The sequence below is a fragment of the Actinacidiphila polyblastidii genome (assembly GCF_036353415.1).
Classification (GTDB): domain Bacteria; phylum Actinomycetota; class Actinomycetes; order Streptomycetales; family Streptomycetaceae; genus Actinacidiphila; species Actinacidiphila polyblastidii.
The window spans coordinates 20,177-38,963 of the sequence record NZ_JAZEWV010000027.1 but is presented as its reverse complement, the minus strand read 5'-3'; the positions used below and the strand labels follow the sequence as shown (position 1 = coordinate 38,963).

General features: G+C 73.1%; 17 protein-coding genes, 1 tRNA gene and 1 pseudogene. 11 read left to right on the top strand and 8 right to left on the bottom strand.

Going from position 1 to position 18,787, the window contains the following annotated elements; translation table 11 throughout:
- Window positions 1–16: 16 nt before the first annotated feature.
- Together V2S66_RS25450 and V2S66_RS25445 are read right to left on the bottom strand one after the other, a co-directional pair.
- Window positions 17–1,468: an HTTM domain-containing protein gene (locus tag V2S66_RS25450; protein ID WP_413966479.1), complete on the bottom strand. Its 1,452-nt coding sequence runs from the start codon at window positions 1,466–1,468 to the stop codon at window positions 17–19.
- Window positions 1,465–2,130, bottom strand: a complete 666-nt coding sequence (locus tag V2S66_RS25445) for a DUF5819 family protein (protein ID WP_330798780.1) — start codon at window positions 2,128–2,130, stop codon at window positions 1,465–1,467. The genes V2S66_RS25450 and V2S66_RS25445 overlap by 4 nt, the downstream gene beginning before the upstream one ends.
- Before the next feature lie 229 nt (window positions 2,131–2,359).
- Between V2S66_RS25445 and paaA the strand changes: the two genes are divergently transcribed.
- Genes paaA through V2S66_RS25420 form a run of 5 tightly spaced genes read left to right on the top strand, consistent with a single transcriptional unit; the run spans window position 2,360 to window position 5,970 of the window.
- Entirely contained in the window at window positions 2,360–3,352 is a 993-nt protein-coding gene (gene paaA, locus V2S66_RS25440; protein ID WP_330798778.1) for a 1,2-phenylacetyl-CoA epoxidase subunit PaaA, read from the top strand.
- On the top strand, window positions 3,349–3,645 hold the full coding sequence (gene paaB / locus V2S66_RS25435; RefSeq protein WP_330798776.1) for a 1,2-phenylacetyl-CoA epoxidase subunit PaaB: 297 nt from the start codon (window positions 3,349–3,351) through the stop codon (window positions 3,643–3,645). The genes paaA and paaB overlap by 4 nt, the downstream gene beginning before the upstream one ends.
- A complete protein-coding gene (gene paaC / locus V2S66_RS25430; RefSeq protein ID WP_330798774.1) occupies window positions 3,642–4,370 on the top strand; it encodes a 1,2-phenylacetyl-CoA epoxidase subunit PaaC in 729 nt (242 codons plus the stop codon). The genes paaB and paaC overlap by 4 nt, the downstream gene beginning before the upstream one ends.
- A complete protein-coding gene (gene paaD / locus V2S66_RS25425; RefSeq protein WP_413966478.1) occupies window positions 4,364–4,912 on the top strand; it encodes a 1,2-phenylacetyl-CoA epoxidase subunit PaaD in 549 nt (182 codons plus the stop codon). Before paaC ends, paaD begins: the two co-directional genes overlap by 7 nt.
- Window positions 4,912–5,970, top strand: coding sequence for a 2Fe-2S iron-sulfur cluster-binding protein (locus V2S66_RS25420; RefSeq protein WP_330798770.1), 1,059 nt, complete (start codon window positions 4,912–4,914; stop codon window positions 5,968–5,970). Before paaD ends, V2S66_RS25420 begins: the two co-directional genes overlap by 1 nt.
- A gap of 84 nt (window positions 5,971–6,054) precedes the next feature.
- Here V2S66_RS25420 and V2S66_RS25415 read toward each other — a convergent pair whose 3' ends face one another.
- The 3 genes and pseudogenes from V2S66_RS25415 to V2S66_RS25405 form a co-directional block, all read right to left on the bottom strand.
- A complete protein-coding gene (locus tag V2S66_RS25415; protein ID WP_330798768.1) occupies window positions 6,055–6,387 on the bottom strand; it encodes a rhodanese-like domain-containing protein in 333 nt (110 codons plus the stop codon).
- Window positions 6,388–6,717: 330 nt separating this feature from the next.
- A pseudogene (locus tag V2S66_RS25410) lies at window positions 6,718–7,530 on the bottom strand (hypothetical protein); the annotation flags it as partial.
- 143 nt (window positions 7,531–7,673) lie between these two features.
- Entirely contained in the window at window positions 7,674–9,083 is a 1,410-nt protein-coding gene (locus V2S66_RS25405) for a DUF2252 domain-containing protein (protein WP_330798879.1), read from the bottom strand.
- Window positions 9,084–9,241: 158 nt separating this feature from the next.
- On the opposite strand from V2S66_RS25405, the gene V2S66_RS25400 reads away from it, so the two are divergent.
- Window positions 9,242–12,331: an ATP-binding SpoIIE family protein phosphatase gene (locus tag V2S66_RS25400; RefSeq protein WP_330798767.1), complete on the top strand. Its 3,090-nt coding sequence runs from the start codon at window positions 9,242–9,244 to the stop codon at window positions 12,329–12,331.
- Between the two features lie 172 nt (window positions 12,332–12,503).
- Window positions 12,504–12,995 carry a MarR family winged helix-turn-helix transcriptional regulator gene (locus V2S66_RS25395; protein WP_330798766.1) on the top strand — a complete coding sequence of 164 codons (492 nt, stop codon included), beginning with the start codon at window positions 12,504–12,506 and terminating at the stop codon, window positions 12,993–12,995.
- Between the two features lie 67 nt (window positions 12,996–13,062).
- Here the strand turns inward: V2S66_RS25395 and V2S66_RS25390 are convergent, their stop codons facing one another.
- Window positions 13,063–13,638, bottom strand: coding sequence for a TerD family protein (locus V2S66_RS25390; RefSeq protein WP_330798764.1), 576 nt, complete (start codon window positions 13,636–13,638; stop codon window positions 13,063–13,065).
- A 260-nt stretch (window positions 13,639–13,898) separates the two neighbouring features.
- On the bottom strand, window positions 13,899–14,432 hold the full coding sequence (locus V2S66_RS25385) for a PadR family transcriptional regulator (RefSeq protein WP_330798762.1): 534 nt from the start codon (window positions 14,430–14,432) through the stop codon (window positions 13,899–13,901).
- A gap of 123 nt (window positions 14,433–14,555) precedes the next feature.
- Between V2S66_RS25385 and V2S66_RS25380 the strand changes: the two genes are divergently transcribed.
- Window positions 14,556–15,113, top strand: coding sequence for a hypothetical protein (locus tag V2S66_RS25380; RefSeq protein ID WP_330798760.1), 558 nt, complete (start codon window positions 14,556–14,558; stop codon window positions 15,111–15,113).
- Between the two features lie 104 nt (window positions 15,114–15,217).
- On the opposite strand, the gene V2S66_RS25375 is transcribed toward V2S66_RS25380, so the two are convergent.
- Window positions 15,218–15,301: transfer RNA gene (locus V2S66_RS25375), tRNA-Leu, on the bottom strand.
- A gap of 343 nt (window positions 15,302–15,644) precedes the next feature.
- On the opposite strand from V2S66_RS25375, the gene V2S66_RS25370 reads away from it, so the two are divergent.
- From V2S66_RS25370 to V2S66_RS25360, 3 genes are read left to right on the top strand one after another with little or no spacing between them, the layout of a single operon-like run.
- The gene (locus V2S66_RS25370; protein WP_330798759.1) at window positions 15,645–16,562 is read left to right on the top strand and encodes an FhaA domain-containing protein; all 918 of its coding nucleotides are present in this window, start codon (window positions 15,645–15,647) and stop codon (window positions 16,560–16,562) included.
- A gap of 10 nt (window positions 16,563–16,572) precedes the next feature.
- The gene (locus V2S66_RS25365) at window positions 16,573–17,091 is read left to right on the top strand and encodes an FHA domain-containing protein FhaB/FipA (RefSeq protein ID WP_330798756.1); all 519 of its coding nucleotides are present in this window, start codon (window positions 16,573–16,575) and stop codon (window positions 17,089–17,091) included.
- Window positions 17,092–17,148: 57 nt separating this feature from the next.
- A complete protein-coding gene (locus V2S66_RS25360) occupies window positions 17,149–18,756 on the top strand; it encodes a Stp1/IreP family PP2C-type Ser/Thr phosphatase (RefSeq protein WP_330798878.1) in 1,608 nt (535 codons plus the stop codon).
- Window positions 18,757–18,787: the final 31 nt, after the last annotated feature.

Sequence of the window (18,787 nt, the reverse complement as noted above, 5' to 3'; positions counted from 1 at the left end):
CCGCCCGGCCGGCGGGTCAGGACGGCCCGGCCACCGCGCCGGCCGGCGGCGGACCCGCGGCGGGTTCCGGCAGCCCGGCCGCGCCGGAGTCGCGGACCCTCGCGGGCTCCGGCGCGCGTGGACCCCGCACGGCTCCCGCGATCCGCTGTGCCAGCCAGCGCAGGAACCCGGTCGGAAGGAACACCGCGTCCGCGGCGATCATCGCGAGCGAGAAGAAGGGCAGGCCGAGGATGAGCGCGATCGAGGCGTGCTCCAGCATCATGCAGGCCAGCAGGACGTTCTTCACCCGCCGGTTGAAGAGGGTGAAGGGGAAGGCCACCTGCACGATCACCGTGCCGTAGGTGATCAGCATGACCATCACGTCGTTGCCGGCGAGCGCGTGGGACAGGGCCGGCCAGGGGGTGAAGTCGTCGAGGTGGAGCGGGTAGTAGAGAGCGGTGCCGTCCTGCCAGCGGCTGCCCTGGATCTTGTACCAGCCGGCGGTGGAGTAGATCAGGCAGACCTCGGCGACGATCACCAGCATCGCGCCGTTGTGGACGATGTCGCCCATGGTCTCCAGCACGGTGCGCGGCTCGCCCGGGGCGTAGCGGCGCACCGCCCACCACACGGCCTGGCCGATCCAGCAGGCCCAGAAGGCCGTCGCCCAGCCGGTGCTCAGCTTCCCGGCGAGCGTCGCGGCGACGAGGCCGGCCCCCAGCACCGCCCACAGCGCGATCCCGACCGGATCCAGGTCGGCCGCGCGCGGCACCCGCGCCCCGGCCCGGTTCCGGTCTTCCGTCGCCGTGCCGGCCTGGGGGGCGGCTTCCGCGCGGGCCTCGGTGCCGGCCTCCGCGGCCGCTTTCCTGCCCGCACCGGCTTCCGCTTCCGTGCCCGCTTCCGTGCCGGCCTTCGCGGCGGCTGCGGCGGCCGCTCGGACCGTCCGCCGGTGGTCGAGCGACCAGACCTGCGCGCAGCGGGTGAACAGCAGGTAGATCGCCATGATGTGGATGACGTTGTCGCCGCCGTCGCCCATGAAGACGTTGCGGTTCTGCAGCGAGAGCACGCCGACCATGAAGATCAGCGAGGAGGTGCGGGTCCGCCAGCCGAGCAGAAGCGTGACGGCGGAGACTGTCGAGAGCGCGTAGACGATCTCGAACCAGGCGCGGCTGTCGCTCCACAGCAGCACGGTGAAGGCGTGGTTGCCCGCGATCAGACGCCTGGCCAGGTCCAGGCCCCAGGGGCTGCCGGGGCCGTACAGCTCGTCGCGGTGCGGGAACTCCCTCAGCAGGAAGAGCAGCTGCACCAGTGCGAAGCCGATCCGCACCACCGCGCTCTGGTAGGGGGCGAGCGCGCTGCCGGTCACCCGCCGCAGGCCGCGCGCGAAGGCCCGGTCGAGCCCCGCGCTCCACAGCGCGAACGGCGCTGTTCCGGCGGTCGCGGCGGCCGAATCGGCCCTGTCGTCGGCCAGGTGGCTGTGGGGGGCGCTCACGAGGCGTTCTCCTGCCCGGAGGCCGTGGTGTCGACGGGCCACCACGGCAGCTGACGGAATTGGGTGCTGGGGCTGTTGGCGCCGGCGATCCAGCTCGGCTGGGGCACGTCGGTGGTGGCCACCCGGATCTGGATCCGCGCCACCCGGCCACCCTCGTACCGCGTGCCGAAACGCTTCTCCACAATCCTGAGCAGGTAGCTGCGGCTGAGGTCGCTGCGGTCCCCGCCGGTCGCCTGCTCCTGGGTGTCGTGCGTGTCGGAGTAGAAGCCCCAGGCGCGCCGCAGCTCGTTCTGCTGGCTGTGGCTGGGCACCGGGTCATGCCGCATGGCGGCGATGTCCCTGCCGGTCAGGTCCACCCACGCGCTGGTCGCGACGGTCCCGCCCGGCTTGTCCAGCTCGGCGCGCGCCTCGACGTGGATGTTCTGCTGCAGCGGGTCGGGCGCGAACAGCTTCCAGTTCTGCTCGAACTCCGGATACACGTAGTCGTTGACCGCCGCCGCGTGCTCCTTGCTGAGCGTGTTCGACGGCGCGACGTGCAGGAACATCATGGCCAGGTGGTACAGCGCGGCGACGGCGACCGCGCCGACCGTCACCGCCACGGCCAGGCGTCCCGGAAATGACAGTGCAGCCGCGCGCGACGGCGGCTCCTCCAAGGGGTCCATCGTCTCTCCGCCCTCCCCTGCGCCCGCGCCCCGGGCCCGGCTCCGATGCCGCCCAGCACGCTATCCGCCATGCGCTCCGGCGGTGACCATACCGAGTTATCCACAGGCTCAGGAATGGCTTGACACCCCATCTCCCGCACTCGACCATGGAATGGACCGAACGATCGGTCGGTCGGCTCGCCCGAAGCGGGCTGCCGGCGCAGGAAAAGACGCAGAGAGGGAGGGTCCGATGACGACCACGGCCCAGCCCGCGGCAAGCGCGGCGCAGACCTCGCCGCTGGACGAGGACGCCCTCGCCGGACTGGCGGCGGCCTTCGACGCCGCCCTCGCCGCCGACTCGAGGATCGAACCCCGGGACTGGATGCCGGACGCCTACCGGGCCACCCTCGTCCGCCAGATGGCCCAGCACGCCCACTCCGAGATCATCGGCATGCAGCCGGAGGCGAACTGGATCACCCGCGCGCCCTCACTGCGCCGCAAGGCGATCCTGATGGCCAAGGTCCAGGACGAGGCAGGCCACGGCCTCTACCTCTACAGCGCCGCGGAGACCCTCGGAGTCGACCGGGACGAGCTGCTCGACAAGCTGCACGCAGGCCGCCAGCGCTACTCCTCCATCTTCAACTACCCGACCCTGACCTGGGCGGACGTCGGTGCGATCGGCTGGCTGGTGGACGGCGCCGCGATCACCAACCAGGTGCCGCTCTGCCGCTGCTCCTACGGGCCCTACGCCCGCGCGATGGTGCGGATCTGCAAGGAGGAGTCCTTCCACCAGCGTCAGGGCTACGAACTGCTGCTCGCGCTCAGCCGCGGCACCCCGGCCCAGCACGACATGGCCCAGGACGCGGTGAACCGCTGGTGGTGGCCGTCGCTGATGATGTTCGGACCGCCGGACGACGAGTCGGCGCACTCCGCGCAGTCCATGGCCTGGAAGATCAAGCGCCACTCCAACGACGAGCTGCGCCAGCGCTTCGTGGACATATGCGTCCCCCAGGCCGAGGTGCTCGGGCTCACCCTCCCCGACCCCGACCTGAGGTGGAACGAGAGCCGCGGCGCCCACGACTACGGGCCGATCGACTGGACGGAGTTCCAGGAGGTCCTGCGCGGCAACGGCCCCTGCAACGAGCAGCGGCTGGAGCGCCGCAAGGCCGCACACGAGCGCGGCGCATGGGTACGGGAGGCGGCCACCGCCTACGCGGCCAAGCACAGGGAGGAAGAGGCATGACAGGGCAGACCAGCGACGCGTGGCCGCTGTGGGAGGTCTTCGTGCGCAGCAGGCGGGGGCTCAGCCACAGCCACGCCGGCAGCCTGCACGCCCCGGACGCCGCCATGGCCCTGCGGAACGCACGCGACCTGTACACCCGGCGGGCCGAAGGCGTCTCGATCTGGGTGGTGCCGTCCACGGCGATCACCGCCTCCTCGCCCGACGAGAAGGACCCGTTCTTCGAGCCGGCCGCGGACAAGCCCTACCGCCACCCCACGTTCTACGAGATCCCCGAAGGGGTGAAGCACCTGTGAGCACTCCCACGCCCACCGCGGTCGGGACCGCCACCCTCGCGCTGGCGGACGACGCCCTCGTGCTCGCCCAGCGGCTGGGGGAGTGGGCCGCGGACGCCCCGGTGCTGGAGGAGGACGTGGCCCTCACCAACATCGCCCTCGACCTGCTCGGCCAGGCCCGCACCCTGCTGTCGCTGACAGGCGACGAGGACGAGCTGGCCTACGGCCGCGAGGAGCACCAGTTCCGCAACGTGCAGCTCGTGGAGCGGCCGAACGGCGACTTCGCCGACACCATCGCCCGCCAGCTCTACTTCTCCGTCTACCAGGAGCTGCTCTACACCGCGCTGGCAGCGGCGGACGGGCAGACGGCCCCGCTGGCGGCCAAGGCCGTCAAGGAGGTGGCTTACCACCGGGACCACGCCGAGCAGTGGACGCTGCGTCTGGGCGACGGCACCGAGGAGAGCCACCGCCGGATGCAGCGGGCCCTGGACGGCTTGTGGCGGTACACCGGCGAACTGTTCGCACCCCTGGAGGGTCTCGGCGTCGAGCTGCCCGCCCTGCGCGCGCCCTGGCTGGAGCGGATCACCGCCGTCGTGGAGCGGGCGACGCTGACCATGCCGCAGGGCCCCGACCGCACCCCCTGGTCGGCGGGAGCCGGCCGCCAGGGTGTGCACACCGAGCCCTTCGGCAAGCTCCTCGCCGAGATGCAGTACCTGCACCGCGCCCACCCGGGGGCGTCATGGTGACCCCCGGCACCGCGCTTCCGGTGCCCCCTCCGGTCGCCGCCCCGACAGCGCTGGAGCAGGAGCTGCTGCGGCTGGCCGGGCAGGTGCCCGACCCCGAGCTGCCGATGATCTCGCTGGCCGAGCTGGGCGTGCTGCGCGGCATACGGGTCACCGGTCCCGGCCGGGTCCAGGTCGAGCTGACCCCCACCTGGACCGGCTGCCCGGCTATGGACGCGATGGCCTCCGACATCACCGGGGTCCTGCACGGGGCCGGCATGGCCGAGGTGGCGGTACGCACGGTGCTGTCGCCCGCCTGGTCCACGGACGCCATCAGCGCCGAGGGACGCCGCAAGCTCGCCGAGGCGGGGGTGGCGCCGCCCAGGCCGCAGACGTTCGGCGGCCCCGCCGGCTCGGCTCCGGTGCCCGTCGACCTGGCGATCCGCTGCCCGCACTGCGGCTCGACCGACACCCGGCTGCTGAGCCGGTTCTCGTCCACGGCGTGCAAGTCGCTGCGCCGCTGCGAGTCGTGCCGCGAGCCGTTCGACCACTTCAAGGAGGTGTGATGTTCCATCCGCTGCGGGTGGCCGAGGTCAGTCCGCTCACGGACGACTCGGTGACCATCTCCTTCGAGGTGCCCGTCGAGCTGCGCGCCGAGTACCGCTATGCGCCCGGTCAGCACATCGCCATCCGGCGCCGCTCGGCCGGAGACGAGACACGGCGGACGTACTCGCTGTGCGATCCGGCGCCGCCGGCGGGCGAGCCGGGACCGCTGCGGCTGCGGGTCGGGGTGCGGCTGGTGGAGGACGGCGAGTTCTCCACCTTCGCGCTCAAGGAGCTGACCGCGGGGGACGTGCTGGACGTGATGACGCCGGCCGGGCGGTTCGTGCTGCGGCCGCGTCCCGGCAGCTTCGCCGCGGTGGTCGGCGGCAGCGGCATCACGCCGGTGCTCTCCCAGATCGCCACGGTGCTCGCGCGTGAGCCGGGAGCGAGTTTCTGCCTGGTGCGCAGCGACAGGACCGCGGCGTCCACGATGTTCCTGGAAGAGGTCGCGGACCTGAAGGACCGGTGGCCCGACCGGTTCCAGCTGGTCTCGGCGCTCTCCCGCGAGGAGCAGCAGGCCGGACTGCCCACGGGCCGCCTCGACGCGGAGCGCCTCACCGCGCTGCTGCCCGCGCTGATGCCGGTTGCGGCGGTGGACGGCTGGTATCTCTGCGGGCCGCTCGGCCTCGTCAGCGCCGCCGAGCAGGCGCTGCGCGCCCTCGGGGTGCCGCGCGCCCGGGTCCACCAGGAGATCTTCCACGTGGACGAGGTCCCCGCGCTGCCCTCGGCAGCGGCGATACCCGGCGGCGGCACCGTGAAGGCCACCCTCGACGGCCGCGGCGGGAGCTGGCCCGCGCAGGGCGGCGACTCGGTGCTGGAGACGGTGCTGCGCAACCGCGCGGACGCCCCGTACGCCTGCAAGGGCGGCGTGTGCGGCACCTGCCGGGCGAAGCTGGTCTCCGGCGAGGTGCGGATGGACCGCAACTTCGCGCTGGAGCCCGAGGAGACCGAGGCGGGCTACGTGCTGGCCTGCCAGTCGCACCCGCTCACACCGGTGGTGGAGGTCGACTTCGACGCCTGAGGCGCGGGGGCGCTGGGGTGCTGGCGGCGCTGGGGCACGCCCGGCTCGACGCGGAGCCGCCCCGAGGCGCCCGAGGGCGTCAGGTCACAGGACGAAGCCCTCGCCACCGCTGCCGTCGACGACCGGGCGGCCGGCGGCCTCCCAGTCGAGCATGCCGCCGCTGACGTTGACGGCGTCCACGCCCTGGGCGATCAGGTACTGGGTGACCTGCGCGGACCGGCCGCCGACCCGGCAGACGACGTGCACGCGGCCGCCGTCCGGGACCTCGGCGATGCGTCCCACGATCTCGCCCATGGGGATGTGCAGGGCGCCGTCGGCGTGGCCCGCGGTCCACTCGTCGTGCTCCCGCACGTCCAGCAGGATCGCGTCGGCGGGTACGGCAGCGGCGTCAACGGCGGGCAGCTGGGACTGGAACATCGGACGCGGCCTCCTGGGACACGGGCAGGGCAGGGTGGTGGGTGCGGCGGGCGCGCGGACGCGCACCGCTCACCGGGACAACGTGGAAAAGCTACCTCAGCCTTCCGCGTCGCCGGGTTCCTTCCGCGCCCCGGGCCGGTCGGCCTCCGCCGCCGGCGCGGCCTGATCCGTGGCCGCGCTGTCCGCGCTGTCCGCGGCGGTCTCCGTGGCGGCGGCGCCCGCGGCGGCGTGATCGGAGTCGGAGCGCTCCGGCTCGGCCCCGGCGGACGCCGCCTCGGCCTCGGCGGCGGCAGCAGCCGCACGGCGGCGCTCGGCGCGGCCCGACGGCTTGCGGACCAGCTCCGCCAGCCGGGCCTCACGCTGCGCGACCTGGGTGAGCAGCTGCTCCGCGATCTCGTTGAGCAGGGCGTCCGGGTCCTCCGGGGCGAGCTTCATCATCTGGCCGATGGCGCTCTCGTCCAGGCTCTTGGCGAGCGCCGCGAGCTTCTCCTTGCGCTCGGCGAGCCACTCCAGCCGGGCGTAGAGCACCTCGGCCTCGTCGGGCAGGGCCTCCTCCGGCACCGGTCCGGCGTCCCACTCCTCCGACAGGGCGCGCAGGGCGTCCTCGTCAGCGTAGGCGTACGCCTCGTTGACCCGGGCGATGAAGGTGCTCCGGCGCTCCTTCTCGGCGTCGTCCTGGGCGAGGTCCGGGTGCGCCTTGCGCGCCAGCTCACGGAAGAGGCGCTGGGCCTCCTTGCCGGGCCGCACCCGGCGCGGCGGATTCGGGTCCTCCACCGGGCGCACGCCGTCCGCCCCGAGCAGACCGCCGAACAGCTCCTCGACGCCCGGCATGGGCATCACCAGCGCTCTGGCCTCCCAGGCCCGCTCGATGTCCTGCCGGTCACCGCTGTGAGCGGCGACCGCCTCGGCGATCAGCGCGTCCAGCTCGTCCAGCCGTGCGTACATCGGGCCGAGGCGCTGATGGTGGAGCCGGGAGAAGTTCTCCACCTCGACCCGGAAGGTCTCCACCGCGATCTCGAACTCGATGAGCGCCTGTTCGGCTGCCCGTACGGCCTTCGCCAGCCGATCCTCCCCGTCGGAGGTGGCGGACGCGGTCGTGGCGGACGAGGCGGCGGACGATTCTGCTCCGGAGATGTTCGTCACCCGGACAGCCTAGGCCCTGCGCGAGCGATCTTGCTCGGGCCGCAGGTCAGGCCGCAGGTCCCGCGCAGGTCGGGTCGCGCCCGCCGACTGCGGGGGCGGCCCCGCCGGCCCCGGCACGGCTCCGGTCACCCCGCGGTCGCCCCTCACCCGGCCGCAGGATCCGCCGCGATCCGCCCGGCCCGTATCTCGGCCACCAGTTCCGCGTGGTCCGCCTCCGTACGGTCGGCGTAGGCCACCGCGAAGGCCGCGAGCGCCGTGTCCAGCTCGTCGTTCTTGCCGCAGTAGCCGGCCAGCAGCCGCGGGTCGGCGCTGTGGGCGTGCGCGCGGGCGAGCAGCGCCCCGGTCATCCGGGCGTAGTCGTCCAGCAGACCCGGCGGCAGGACGGCCGGGTCGACGCTGCCCTTGCGGTTGCGGAACTGCCGCACCTGGTGCGGTACGCCCTCCACCTCGGTCCACCCCAGCAGGAAGTCGCTGACCACCTGCATGCGCAGCTGTCCCTGGACGATGCGGCGGCCCTCGTGATCGCAATGTTCCACGTGAAACCCTGCCCGGCCCAGGTGCGGCAGCAGGGCCGACGGACGGGCCTCCTTGATCTGCAGGATCAGCGGCTCTCCCCGGTGGTCGAGCAGCAGCACGACGTACGACCTGGTGCCCACGCTGCCGGTGCCGACGACCCGGAAGGCGACGTCGTGCACGGAGTACCGGGCCAGGAGCGGCAGCCGGTCCTCGCCCACGGTGCCCAGATAGCCGTCGAGCGCCCCCGCGACGGCCGCGGCCTCGGCGTCCCCGACCCGCCGCAGCACAGGCAGCGCCTCGGCGAACCGCCGCCCGCCGCCTTCGACCGCCACGGTGGACCGCGCGGCGAACCGCGCGCTGGTGTTGCGCCGGGCCTTCGCCGACACCTCGTCGAGCGTGCCGAGCAGGTCGCGGGCGTCGGCATGGGTGACGAGTTCCTCGTCGGCGACCGCGTTCCACGCCTCCAGCACCGGGAGCCGGGCCAGCAGCCGCATGGTCCGCCGGTACGCGCCCACCGCGTCGTACGCCGCCGCCCGGCACACGTCCTCGGCCGCGCCGGCCTCCCGCCCGGCGAGGACGAGGGAGGTGGCGAGCCGCTGCACGTCCCACTCCCAGGGGCCGTGCACGGTCTCGTCGAAGTCGTTGATGTCCATGATGAGGCCGCCGCGGGCGTCCGCGTACAGGCCGAAGTTCCCGGCGTGCGCGTCGCCGCAGATCTGGGCGCCGATCCCGGTGACCGGCGCTGCGGACAGGTCGGCCGCCATCAGTCCGGCGGAACCGCGCAGGAAGGCGAAGGGCCCGGCCGCCATCCGGCCGACCCGCAGCGGTATCAGCTCCGGTATGCGTCCGGCGTTGGAGACCCGCACCGCTGCGACCGCCGCGCCCGGCCCGCCGTCCCGCCGGCGCCAGGTCCAGTGCGCGGCGCTTCCGTACACGCGGCGCGGCAGCCGCTCCCGCAGGGCCTTCCCCCGCCGCTTCGCCGACGCCTCGTGCGGCCAAGCGGCGAAACCCGCCGGCTGCGGAACCCGTGGGCCCATCGCGTCCCCGTCCCCCGACACCTGATCCGGCGTCAGCGGACGTGGCGTCACCGTCCCACTGACGAGGGGCAATCCTGCCATTCGGTCGACCCTGCCGGTGGTTTCGTGCTTGCCTTGTAGCAGGACCCTACCTAGCGCCGAACCGCAGGTGCACGACGTTGGACGAGACCACCCGGCCTCCCTCGGCCACCGACAGCGATCAGCACACCGACCGTCCCGCGGGCCACGACCAGCGCGACGCCCGCGAGGCACACAGCGCCCCCGCGCTGCGAGGACGCTCCCGCGAGAGCGCGCCGCGCTCCCCGGCGGGCGACGACGGCACAGACCAGTCAGCGCCCCGGACCGGAGCCGGTGGCGCCGAACCGAGCCACGACCCGGACCTCTCCGAGGACGTCGCCAAGGGAGCCGCCACGAAGGACCCCGTGCCATGCGTCGGCCCCGGCGCCGCGCCCGCAGCCGCCCCGGCGCACACCTCACACGCCCCTACCGCCGACTTCGGCGTGGCCGCCGTCCTCCGGCTGGCCGTGCTGTGCGTCGACCCCGACGGCCGCATCTCCTACTGGAACCGCGGCGCTGAGGAGCTGTTCGGCCACCGCTGGGAGCAGGTCTTCGGCCACCGCGCGTCCGGTCTGCTGACCGCACTCCGGCCGTCCGCCGGCCCCGGCGGCAGCCGCTCGGCGGCGGCGCACCAGGACACCCTGGACCTGCTGGACGACCTCACCGACCCGGCCTGGGCCGGCGCGCTGGCCGCCACCGACCGCGACGGCACCCTCAGGGACGTGCTCTGGTGGACGTACCGCCTGGTCGAGCCGGCCGGCCGCAGCCTGCTGGCCATCGCCGCCCACGCGAAGCCGCTGCGCACCGGCAGCCTGCGCATCGCGCTCGGCGGACGGATGCTCCCGTACACCGCGGAGGGCCCGCAGCGGCAGGACGTCTCGGTGGCCGCCGTCCTCGACCCGGCGGCCGACCCGGCCCGCGGTCACGCGCTCGTCGCCCGGCTCGGCAGCGTGCTGCCCGGGGTCAGCCCCGGCAGGCTGGACCGCGTGGTCCAGCAGATCGTCCCGCTGGGCCATCCCGTGCTGGAGGTCGACGCGAGCACCCGGTTGCCGGTCGTGCCGCACGACTACGTACGGGCCGCCGCCGCGGCCCGCGCCGAGCGCGGCGCCCGCAGGGAGCTGCTGCCAGGACCGCGCCTCGGCCGGCCCACCGCCGGTGGGCCGGCCGCGGGCGGCGGCAACGGCGTGGACCTGTCGAGTGCCGCCGCGCTCACCGCCGTCCCCGCGCCCCAGGTCACCCCGTTCATGCAGCCGCGCAGCGCGCAGTCCCCCGGCGGCGGGCTGATCTCCGACGCCGACGCGCTCGCGTACCGCGACGGCGTCGACCACGACCCGTTAGGCCCCGACGCCGCCGGCACCGGCCCTGGCCTCTCCGACCGCGACCTCCTCGGCCCCGACCCACTGGGCCGCGATCCGCTCGTCCGGCGCGAGGCGCTGGCCCGTCCGGGCCCGCTGACGGCCCACGGTCCGGTCGGCGCCGACCAATCGGCGGCCGAGGCCAGGACAAGGCAGGAACCGGTGATACCGGCCACCGGCACGGCCCTCGACGAGCAGTTGGCGCTGCTGCGCGCGGCCGGCGCGGTCGTCGGGTCGACCCTCGACCTGGAGACCACCGCCCGCGAGCTGTGCGCGGTGACGGTGCCGCGGTTCGCCGACTTCGCCGCCGTCCTCGTCGCCGACCAGCTCTTCTCCGACACCGAGCCGCCCCTGGACGACAAGCCCGGCGACACCGTGCTGGTCCGCCGGGTGGCCACCGCCTTCCAGGACCTGCCCGGGTCGTGGGAGACGGTGCTGCCCGAGGGCGAACTGCTGACGCTGCCGACCGGGGAGGTCGTGCCGCGGCTGGGCGACCCGGTGCTGGTCCCCGTCGTCGACCCGGCGCTCGCGCCCGACATCGCCCTGGACCTCGGCGTGCCGGCGCTCGGCCCGCTGCTGTCCGGTCACTCGCTGATCGTGACGCCGCTCACCGCGCGCGGCACCGTGCTGGGCCGGGCGGCGTTCCTGCGCGGGCCGGGCCGTCCCCCTTTCGACCAGCGCGACGCCGCGACGGCCGCCGAGGTGGTGGCCCGCGGCGCGGTCCACATCGACAACGCCCGCCTGCACCGACTGGAGTCCAGGGCCGCCGCCACCCTGCAGCGGTCGATGATGCCGACCAAGCCGCCGCGGCTGCCGGGCGTCCGGATCGCCCACCACTACATGCCGGGCGACCGGCAGGCGCAGGTCGGCGGCGACTGGTTCGACGCCATCCAGCTGCCCGGCGGCCGGGTCGCGCTGATCGTCGGCGACGTCATGGGCCACGGCTTGCAGGCGGCGGCGGTGATGGGCCAGTTCCGCACCGCCGTGATCACCATGGCCGGGCTGGACCTGCCGCCGGCGCAGCTGCTGCGCCACCTGGACAACCTCGCCCACCGGCTGGGCCCGGAACACCTCGCCACCTGCGTGTACGCGGTCTACGACCCGATCCACCGCCATCTCACGCTCGCCAACGCGGGCCACATCCCGCCGGTGCTGGCCGGCTACGACGGGCGCAGCGAGCTGCTGGAGATCCCCGGCGGGGCGCCGATCGGCGTGGGCGGGGTGCCGTTCGAGACGGTGGAGGTCAAGGTGCCGGACGGCAGTTGGCTGGTGCTATGCACGGACGGCCTGGTGGAGGTGCGCGGCCAGGGGATAGACGCAGGGCTCGCGGCCCTCTGCTCCCATGTCATCGAACCCGAGCAGACGCCCGAGGACGTGTGCGCCCAGATCCTCGCGCGGGTGCACTCCGAGGACCGCAGGGACGACGTGGCGCTGCTCGTCGCCCGCTTCGAGGGCATCGCACCGGAGGACGTCGTCCACTGGACGCTGCGCCTGGACCACGAGGAGGTGGGCAGAGCGCGGGACCTGACGCGCCGCCAGCTGGCCACGTGGGGCCTGGAGCGGCTCACGGAGACGACGGAGTTGCTGGTCAGCGAGCTGGTGACCAATGCGATCCGGGCGGCGTCCTACGAGGTGGAGCTGCGGCTGATGCGGGTCGGCAAGCTGCTGGTCGAGGTGAGCGACGACAACCACAACCTGCCGCAGTTGCAGCGCGCCGAGGGCGAGGACGAGGAGGGCCGCGGACTCGCGCTCGTCTCGCACCTGTCGCGGCGCTGGGGGACCAGCCGCAAGGCGGTGGGCAAGGTCGTCTGGTTCGAGCTGCGGCTGCCCGGATGAGGAACGGGCCGGGAGTCCTGACCCCTGAGGCGTTTCTGACGGACCGGACGGTTCCGGCGGTCCTGACGGTCCTTGTTCCGGTGCTCGCCCACGACAGATCTCGTTGTATTATACAACTCTGACTGACCCGGTTCCCGCACGTGATCCGGGCCGCGAACGAGGAGTGGCCGCGATGTCCGCACCGGAGGCGCCGACGTCAGCGACGTCGGCACGGCAGGCGACCCTGGAGAGCATTCAGCGTGAACTGACCGCCTTCGCGCGGCGGGCGCGCGCCACCGCGGCGCGCATGCACCCTGAACTCTCCCTGGTCTCGTACACGATCCTGTCCCACCTGGAGGAGCAGCAGGGCTGCCGGGCGACGGACCTCGCGGCGTACTACCTGCTGGACAAGTCGACGGTGAGCCGGCAGGTGGCGGCGCTGGATAAGCTGGGCTTCATCGAGCGGCGCACGGACCCCTCCGACCAGCGGGTGCAGGTGCTCCACCTGGCGCCGCGAGGCATCGACGTCCTCGCCGCGGCCCAGGTCAGCCGGCGGGCCGCCTTCGACGAGCGACTGGCGGCCTGGGGGCCGGCGGACCTGGAGCGGTTCGCGGAGTACCTCAAGCGGTACAACGAGGACGCGGCGTCGCACCCGTGGCCGCAGACGGGGACCGGCGGACGCTGACCCCACACGCCCACCGGACCCGCCCCGCCCACGTCCTCACGTCGCCGCGGGGATCACAGCCCTACGGTCACAGGTTGACGCCGAAGTCCTGTGCGATGCCGCGCAGGCCGGAGGCGTAGCCCTGGCCGACGGCCCGGAACTTCCACTCCGCGCCGTTGCGGTACAGCTCCCCGAAGACCATGGCGGTCTCGGTGGAGGCGTCCTCGGTGAGGTCGTACCGGGCGATCTCGGTGCCGCCGGCCTGGTTCACCACGCGGATGAACGCGTTGCGCACCTGGCCGAAGCTCTGCTGACGGGTCTCCCCGTCGTAGATCGAGACCGGGAAGACGATCTTGTCGACCTCGGCGGGCACGCCGGCGAGGTTGACCTTGATCGCCTCGTCGTCGCCCTCGCCCTCGCCGGTGAGGTTGTCGCCGGTGTGCTCGACCGAGCCGTCCGGACTCTTGAGGTTGTTGAAGAAGACGAAGTGCTTGTCCGAGACGACCTTGCCGGCGGTGTCGAGCAGCAGCGCGCTCGCGTCGAGGTCGAAGTCGGTGCCGGTGGTGGTGCGGACGTCCCAGCCCAGACCGACGGTGACCGCCGTGAGACCGGGGGCCTCCTTCGTCAGCGAGACATTGCCGCCCTTGGAGAGGCTGACACCCATGGTGGATCTCCCTGCTAGGTTCGGCGCGGGCAGCGCCGCTTGACGATTCCTTTGCCCAATGGCTCCAACGGACACCACCCTGCCCCGGTTCCCGGCAGCGTGCCACCGACCCGCCCGCCGCTTTCGCGGGGCTTCCCCGCCCGGTCCTCGCCCCGTGTCCGCCGAGGTGCGCCCGGTCTGCGCCCCGCCGCCGGCCCGGTCCCGGCTCCCGATCCCGCTCCCCGCACGCGGCGCGAGGCGGCCGCGCCGGGCCGCGGACCTCACTGCGGCGCGACTGCGCGCTCCCCTATCCGCGCCGCCGCCCACCGCGCCCACTCCTGCTGCATCGCGGTGAACCGCAGGCCGTACTCCAGCGCCAGCCGGCCGTGGACGGAGATGTCGTTCCCACCCCACTCCACCGTGGACTCCAGCTCCTCCAGGACGGCGTGCTCCTTGCCCGCGCGGTCCGCCTCCAGCGCGAGGAAGGCCGCGGCCTCGACCGGGGTCAGCACTCCGAGGAAGAAGACCCGCAGCAGCGTCTCGCTGCGCTTGATCCGGTCGGGCTCGGTCTCGACCAGCCAGTGCCGCAGCTCCCCCAGTCCGCCCTCGGTGATCGCGTACTCCTTGCGGCCGCGCGGCCCCTCGGCGGACACGCTCAGCAGCCCGCCGGCGGCGAGCTTGCCCAGCTCGCCGTAGACCTGGCTCTGGGTCGCGGGCCAGACGTTCGCGAGCGATGTCTCGAACAGCTTCATCAGGTCGTAGCCGCTGGCCGGGCGTTCGGCCAGCAGCCCCAGGACCGCATGTCGAAGGCTCATGCACAGCATCTTACCTTCCACTCTTGACAGGTCAAGTCCGCACGTTCTACTTTTGACAGGTCGCCACAGGAGCAAGGCAGCTACCGGACGGCCGGACCCCGGCCGCCCTCAGACGGAGGACCCATGAACCACCTGCGCGGTTTCGTCCCGTGGATCGCCTTCGCCGTCGTCTCCGCGGCCGGCTGGCAGTGGGGCGCGCTGACCGGTCTGGTGCTCGCGCTCTGGCTGCTCGTGCGGGACCGCAGGGCCGGGGTCGCGGCCGACGCGCTGATACTGGAGAGCAGCACGGCCGGCTGCTTCGCACTGCTCACCGCCGTGGCCTTCGCCGCCCCCCACAGTGGGCTGCACCACTGGACCGGCGCGCTGTCGATGGGCTGGCTCGCGCTGACCGCCTGGGCCACGCTGGCGGTGCGGCGCCCCTTCACCCTCGGCATAGCCCGGCGCCAGGCGCCGCGGGAGGTCTGGGAGTCCCCGGTCTTCGTGCGCGTCGGTGTGGTTCTCACCACGGTCTGGGCGGCGGCCTTCACCCTCACCGCGGCCCTGCTCGGTGCGATATCCGCCACTCGTCTCGGGCAGGGCGCGTCCATCCCCGTCCAGGTGGCCGGCTTCGTGCTGCCCGCCCTCTTCACCGCCCGCTACCCCGACCGGGTCCGCGCCCGCCTGACGGCGGCCGCCGCCTGACGTACCGCCACCCACCCGTCCGAGCCCGCGATCCGCGGGCTCGGACGGTCCGGACATGCAGAAACCCCCGCCCCGGGAATCCCGGGACAGGGGTCCTGTCGATGTGCGCGAGGGGGGAGTTGAACCCCCACGCCCTTTCGGGCACTGGAACCTGAATCCAGCGCGTCTGCCTATTCCGCCACCCGCGCATGGGTGCTGCCGTTCGAGACTCACACATCCGGTGGACTGTTGGGTCCTGGGGGTGTGGGAGCGCCTCCCGACATGCAGAAGATTAGCACGCCGCCCGGAGTGGAATCACATCCGTTTGACCCGCCCAGGTGCGGGACACTGGGGACAGTGGAACCAGGGACCGCCGAGTGGCGGCCCATCTACCATCGCAGTGGCAGGGGGTCGGCGGACGGCGCGGTGTGAGGGCTGACACTGCCCTGCCCAGCAAGATCGGGGAACCAGCTCTTTTTCCCGTGCGTGGATACGATCGGTAAGCAGTATCGGAAACGACCCGAGCGAAGAGCCCGAGGAAGGAGGTGCCCGGTGGGTGTACTGAAGCGCTTTGAGCAGCGGCTGGAAGGCCTGGTGAACGGCACCTTCGCCAAGGTGTTCAAGAGCGAGGTCCAGCCCGTCGAGATCGCCGGCGCACTCCAGCGCGAGTGCGACAACAACGCGACGATCTGGAACCGCGACCGCACCGTGGTCCCGAACGACTTCGTCGTCGAGCTGAGCGCCCCCGACTACGAGCGGCTCAGCCCCTACGCGGTGCAGCTGGGCGACGAGCTGGCGGGCATGGTCAAGGACTACGCCAAGCAGCAGCGCTACACGTTCATGGGCGGCATCAAGGTCCACCTGGAGCGCGCCGACGACCTGGACACGGGGCTCTACCGGGTGCGCAGCCGCACCTTGGCGGCCAGCGAGTCGCAGCACGCCGCCCCGCAGGCCCAGCACGGCGGCCAGCCGTCCTCGTACCAGCAGAGCCCGCAGGGCTACCAGCAGCCGCAACAGCAACAGGGCCCCGGCTACGCGCAGCCCGGCGGCAGGCCCGCGGGGCCGCAGCGGCCCGCGGGTCCTCCGCCGATGCCCGCCGCGCCGCCGCCGGCCGGCCACCGCCCCCAGGGCGGTGCGTCGGTGACCCGGCTGCCCGGCACCGGCGCCCCGGCCGGCTCCGCGGGCGGGTCCGTCCGCCGCTGGATCGAGATCAACGGCACCCGCCACCAGATCTCCCGGGCGACGCTCGTGCTCGGCCGCTCGACCGAGGCGGACGTGCGGGTCGACGACCCCGGTGTGTCCCGCAAACACTGCGAGATCCGGGTGGGTACGCCCTCCGTTGTCCAGGACCTCGGGTCGACGAACGGCATCGTGGTGGACGGACAGCACACCCAGCGCGCTACGCTCCGCGACGGCTCCCGCATTGTCGTGGGGAGCACCACCATCGTGTACAGGCAAGCCGAAGGGTGAAGCGGGGGCAATGTCAGAGCTGACCCTCACGGTCATGCGGTTGGGTTTCCTCGCCGTTCTGTGGCTGTTCGTCATCGTCGCGGTACAGGTCATCCGCAGTGACCTGTTCGGGACCCGTGTCACCCAGCGCGCCGCGCGCCGCGGGGACGACCGGTCGCGCCCGCCGCAGCAGCGCCAGCAGCAGGCGCAGCCCGCGCCTGCCCGGCAGCAGCAGGCCTCCCGGCAGCGCCGCGGCGCTCCCACCAAGCTCGTGGTCGCCGAGGGCTCGCTGGCCGGTACCACCGTCGCGCTCCAGGGCCAGACGATCACCCTGGGCCGGGCGCACGACTCGACGATTGTGCTCGACGACGACTACGCGTCCAGCAGGCATGCCAGGATCTACCCGGACCGCGACGGCCAGTGGATCGTCGAGGACCTCGGATCCACGAACGGCACCTATCTGGACCGGAACCGGCTGACCACGCCCACACCGGTTCCGCTGGGTGCGCCGATCCGCATCGGCAAGACCGTCATCGAGCTGCGGAAGTAGTCGCACAATGGGCGAGCGGAGCCACGACGCGCGAGCGAGAGGGTGGGCAGCGTGCGGATGTACCCGGAACCGACGGGGGAGGTGCGCATGTCCCTGAGCCTGCGTTTCGCTGCCGGTTCGCACAAGGGCATGATCCGCGAGGGGAACGAGGACTCCGGTTACGCCGGCCCCCGTCTGCTCGCGATCGCCGACGGCATGGGCGGCCAGGCCGCCGGCGAGGTCGCCTCCTCCGAGGTGATCTCCACCATCGTCACGCTCGACGACGACATCCCCGGCTCCGACATCCTGACCTCGCTGGGCACCGCGGTGCAGCGGGCCAACGACCAGCTGCTGCACATGGTCCAGGAGGACCCGCAGCTGGAAGGCATGGGCACCACGCTCACGGCGCTGCTCTGGACCGGCCAGCGGCTCGGCCTCGTGCACGTCGGCGACTCCCGCGCGTACCTGCTGCGTGACGGCGTCCTCACCCAGATCACCCAGGACCACACCTGGGTGCAGCGGCTGGTCGACGAGGGACGCATCACCGAGGAAGAGGCCACCACGCACCCGCAGCGCTCGCTGCTGATGCGCGCGCTGGGCAGCGGCGAGCACGTCGAGCCCGACCTCTCCATCCGCGAGGTGCGGGTCGGCGACCGGTATCTGATCTGCTCCGACGGTCTGTCCGGCGTCGTCAGCCACCAGACCCTCGAGGACACCCTCGCCGGCTACCAGGCCCCGCACGAGACCGTGCAGGAGCTGATCCAGCTCGCGCTGCGCGGCGGCGGACCCGACAACATCACGTGCATCGTCGCCGATGTGCTGGACACCGACGACGGCGACACGCTGGCCGCCCAGCTCAATGACACTCCTGTGGTGGTAGGCGCGGTCGCCGACACCCAGCTGCCGCTGCAGGACCCCCGGCACCTCCAGACGCCGGCGGGCCGCGCCTCCGAGCTGGGCCGCACCCCGCACCAGGGCGGAGCGTCCGGCGCGTTCGGGCCGCCCGGCAGCGGCGACCCGGCCCGCGGCGGCGTCCTCGGCTCCTTCGGGACGTACGACGAGGACGACTTCGACAAGCCCGGCAAGAGCCGCAAGTGGCTCAAGCGCAGCGTGGTCGCGGTCGTCGTGCTCGCGGTGATCGGCGGCGGCCTCTACGGCGCCTACACCTGGACCCAGACGCAGTACTACGTCGGCGCCAAGGGCGACCACGTGGCCGTCTACCAGGGCATCGACCAGAAGCTCGGCTGGATCAAGCTGTCCAAGGTGCACAAGGACCGCGCCGACATCCCGCTGAAGTACCTGCCGTCCTACCAGCGCAAGCAGGTCGAGGACACCATCGCGGTCAGCAGCCTCGGCCAGGCCGTCGACAAGACCGACGAGCTGGCGACGCAGGCGGGCGTCTGCAAGAAGGTCTCGGACGCGAGGACCACCGGGTCCACGTCCACCGCCAAGCCGCAGACCGGCGGCACCGGCAAGGCCGCCGCCGCCGGCAAGGCCGCCGCGGGATCGGTCGGCGCGGGCGCCGCGACCGGCTCGGCGGGCGCCAACGCCGGGTCGAAGAAGACCGCCAGCACCACCACGTCTGCGACGCCCAAGCCCAGCGCGACGCCCACCACCGCCCCCAACCCGCCCCTGACCGACGCCGAGAAGAAGCTGGCTCAGCAGTGCAGTACCGGTCAGCAGTAGACGCGGGAGCAGCAGGAGGAGTCGGCTCTTC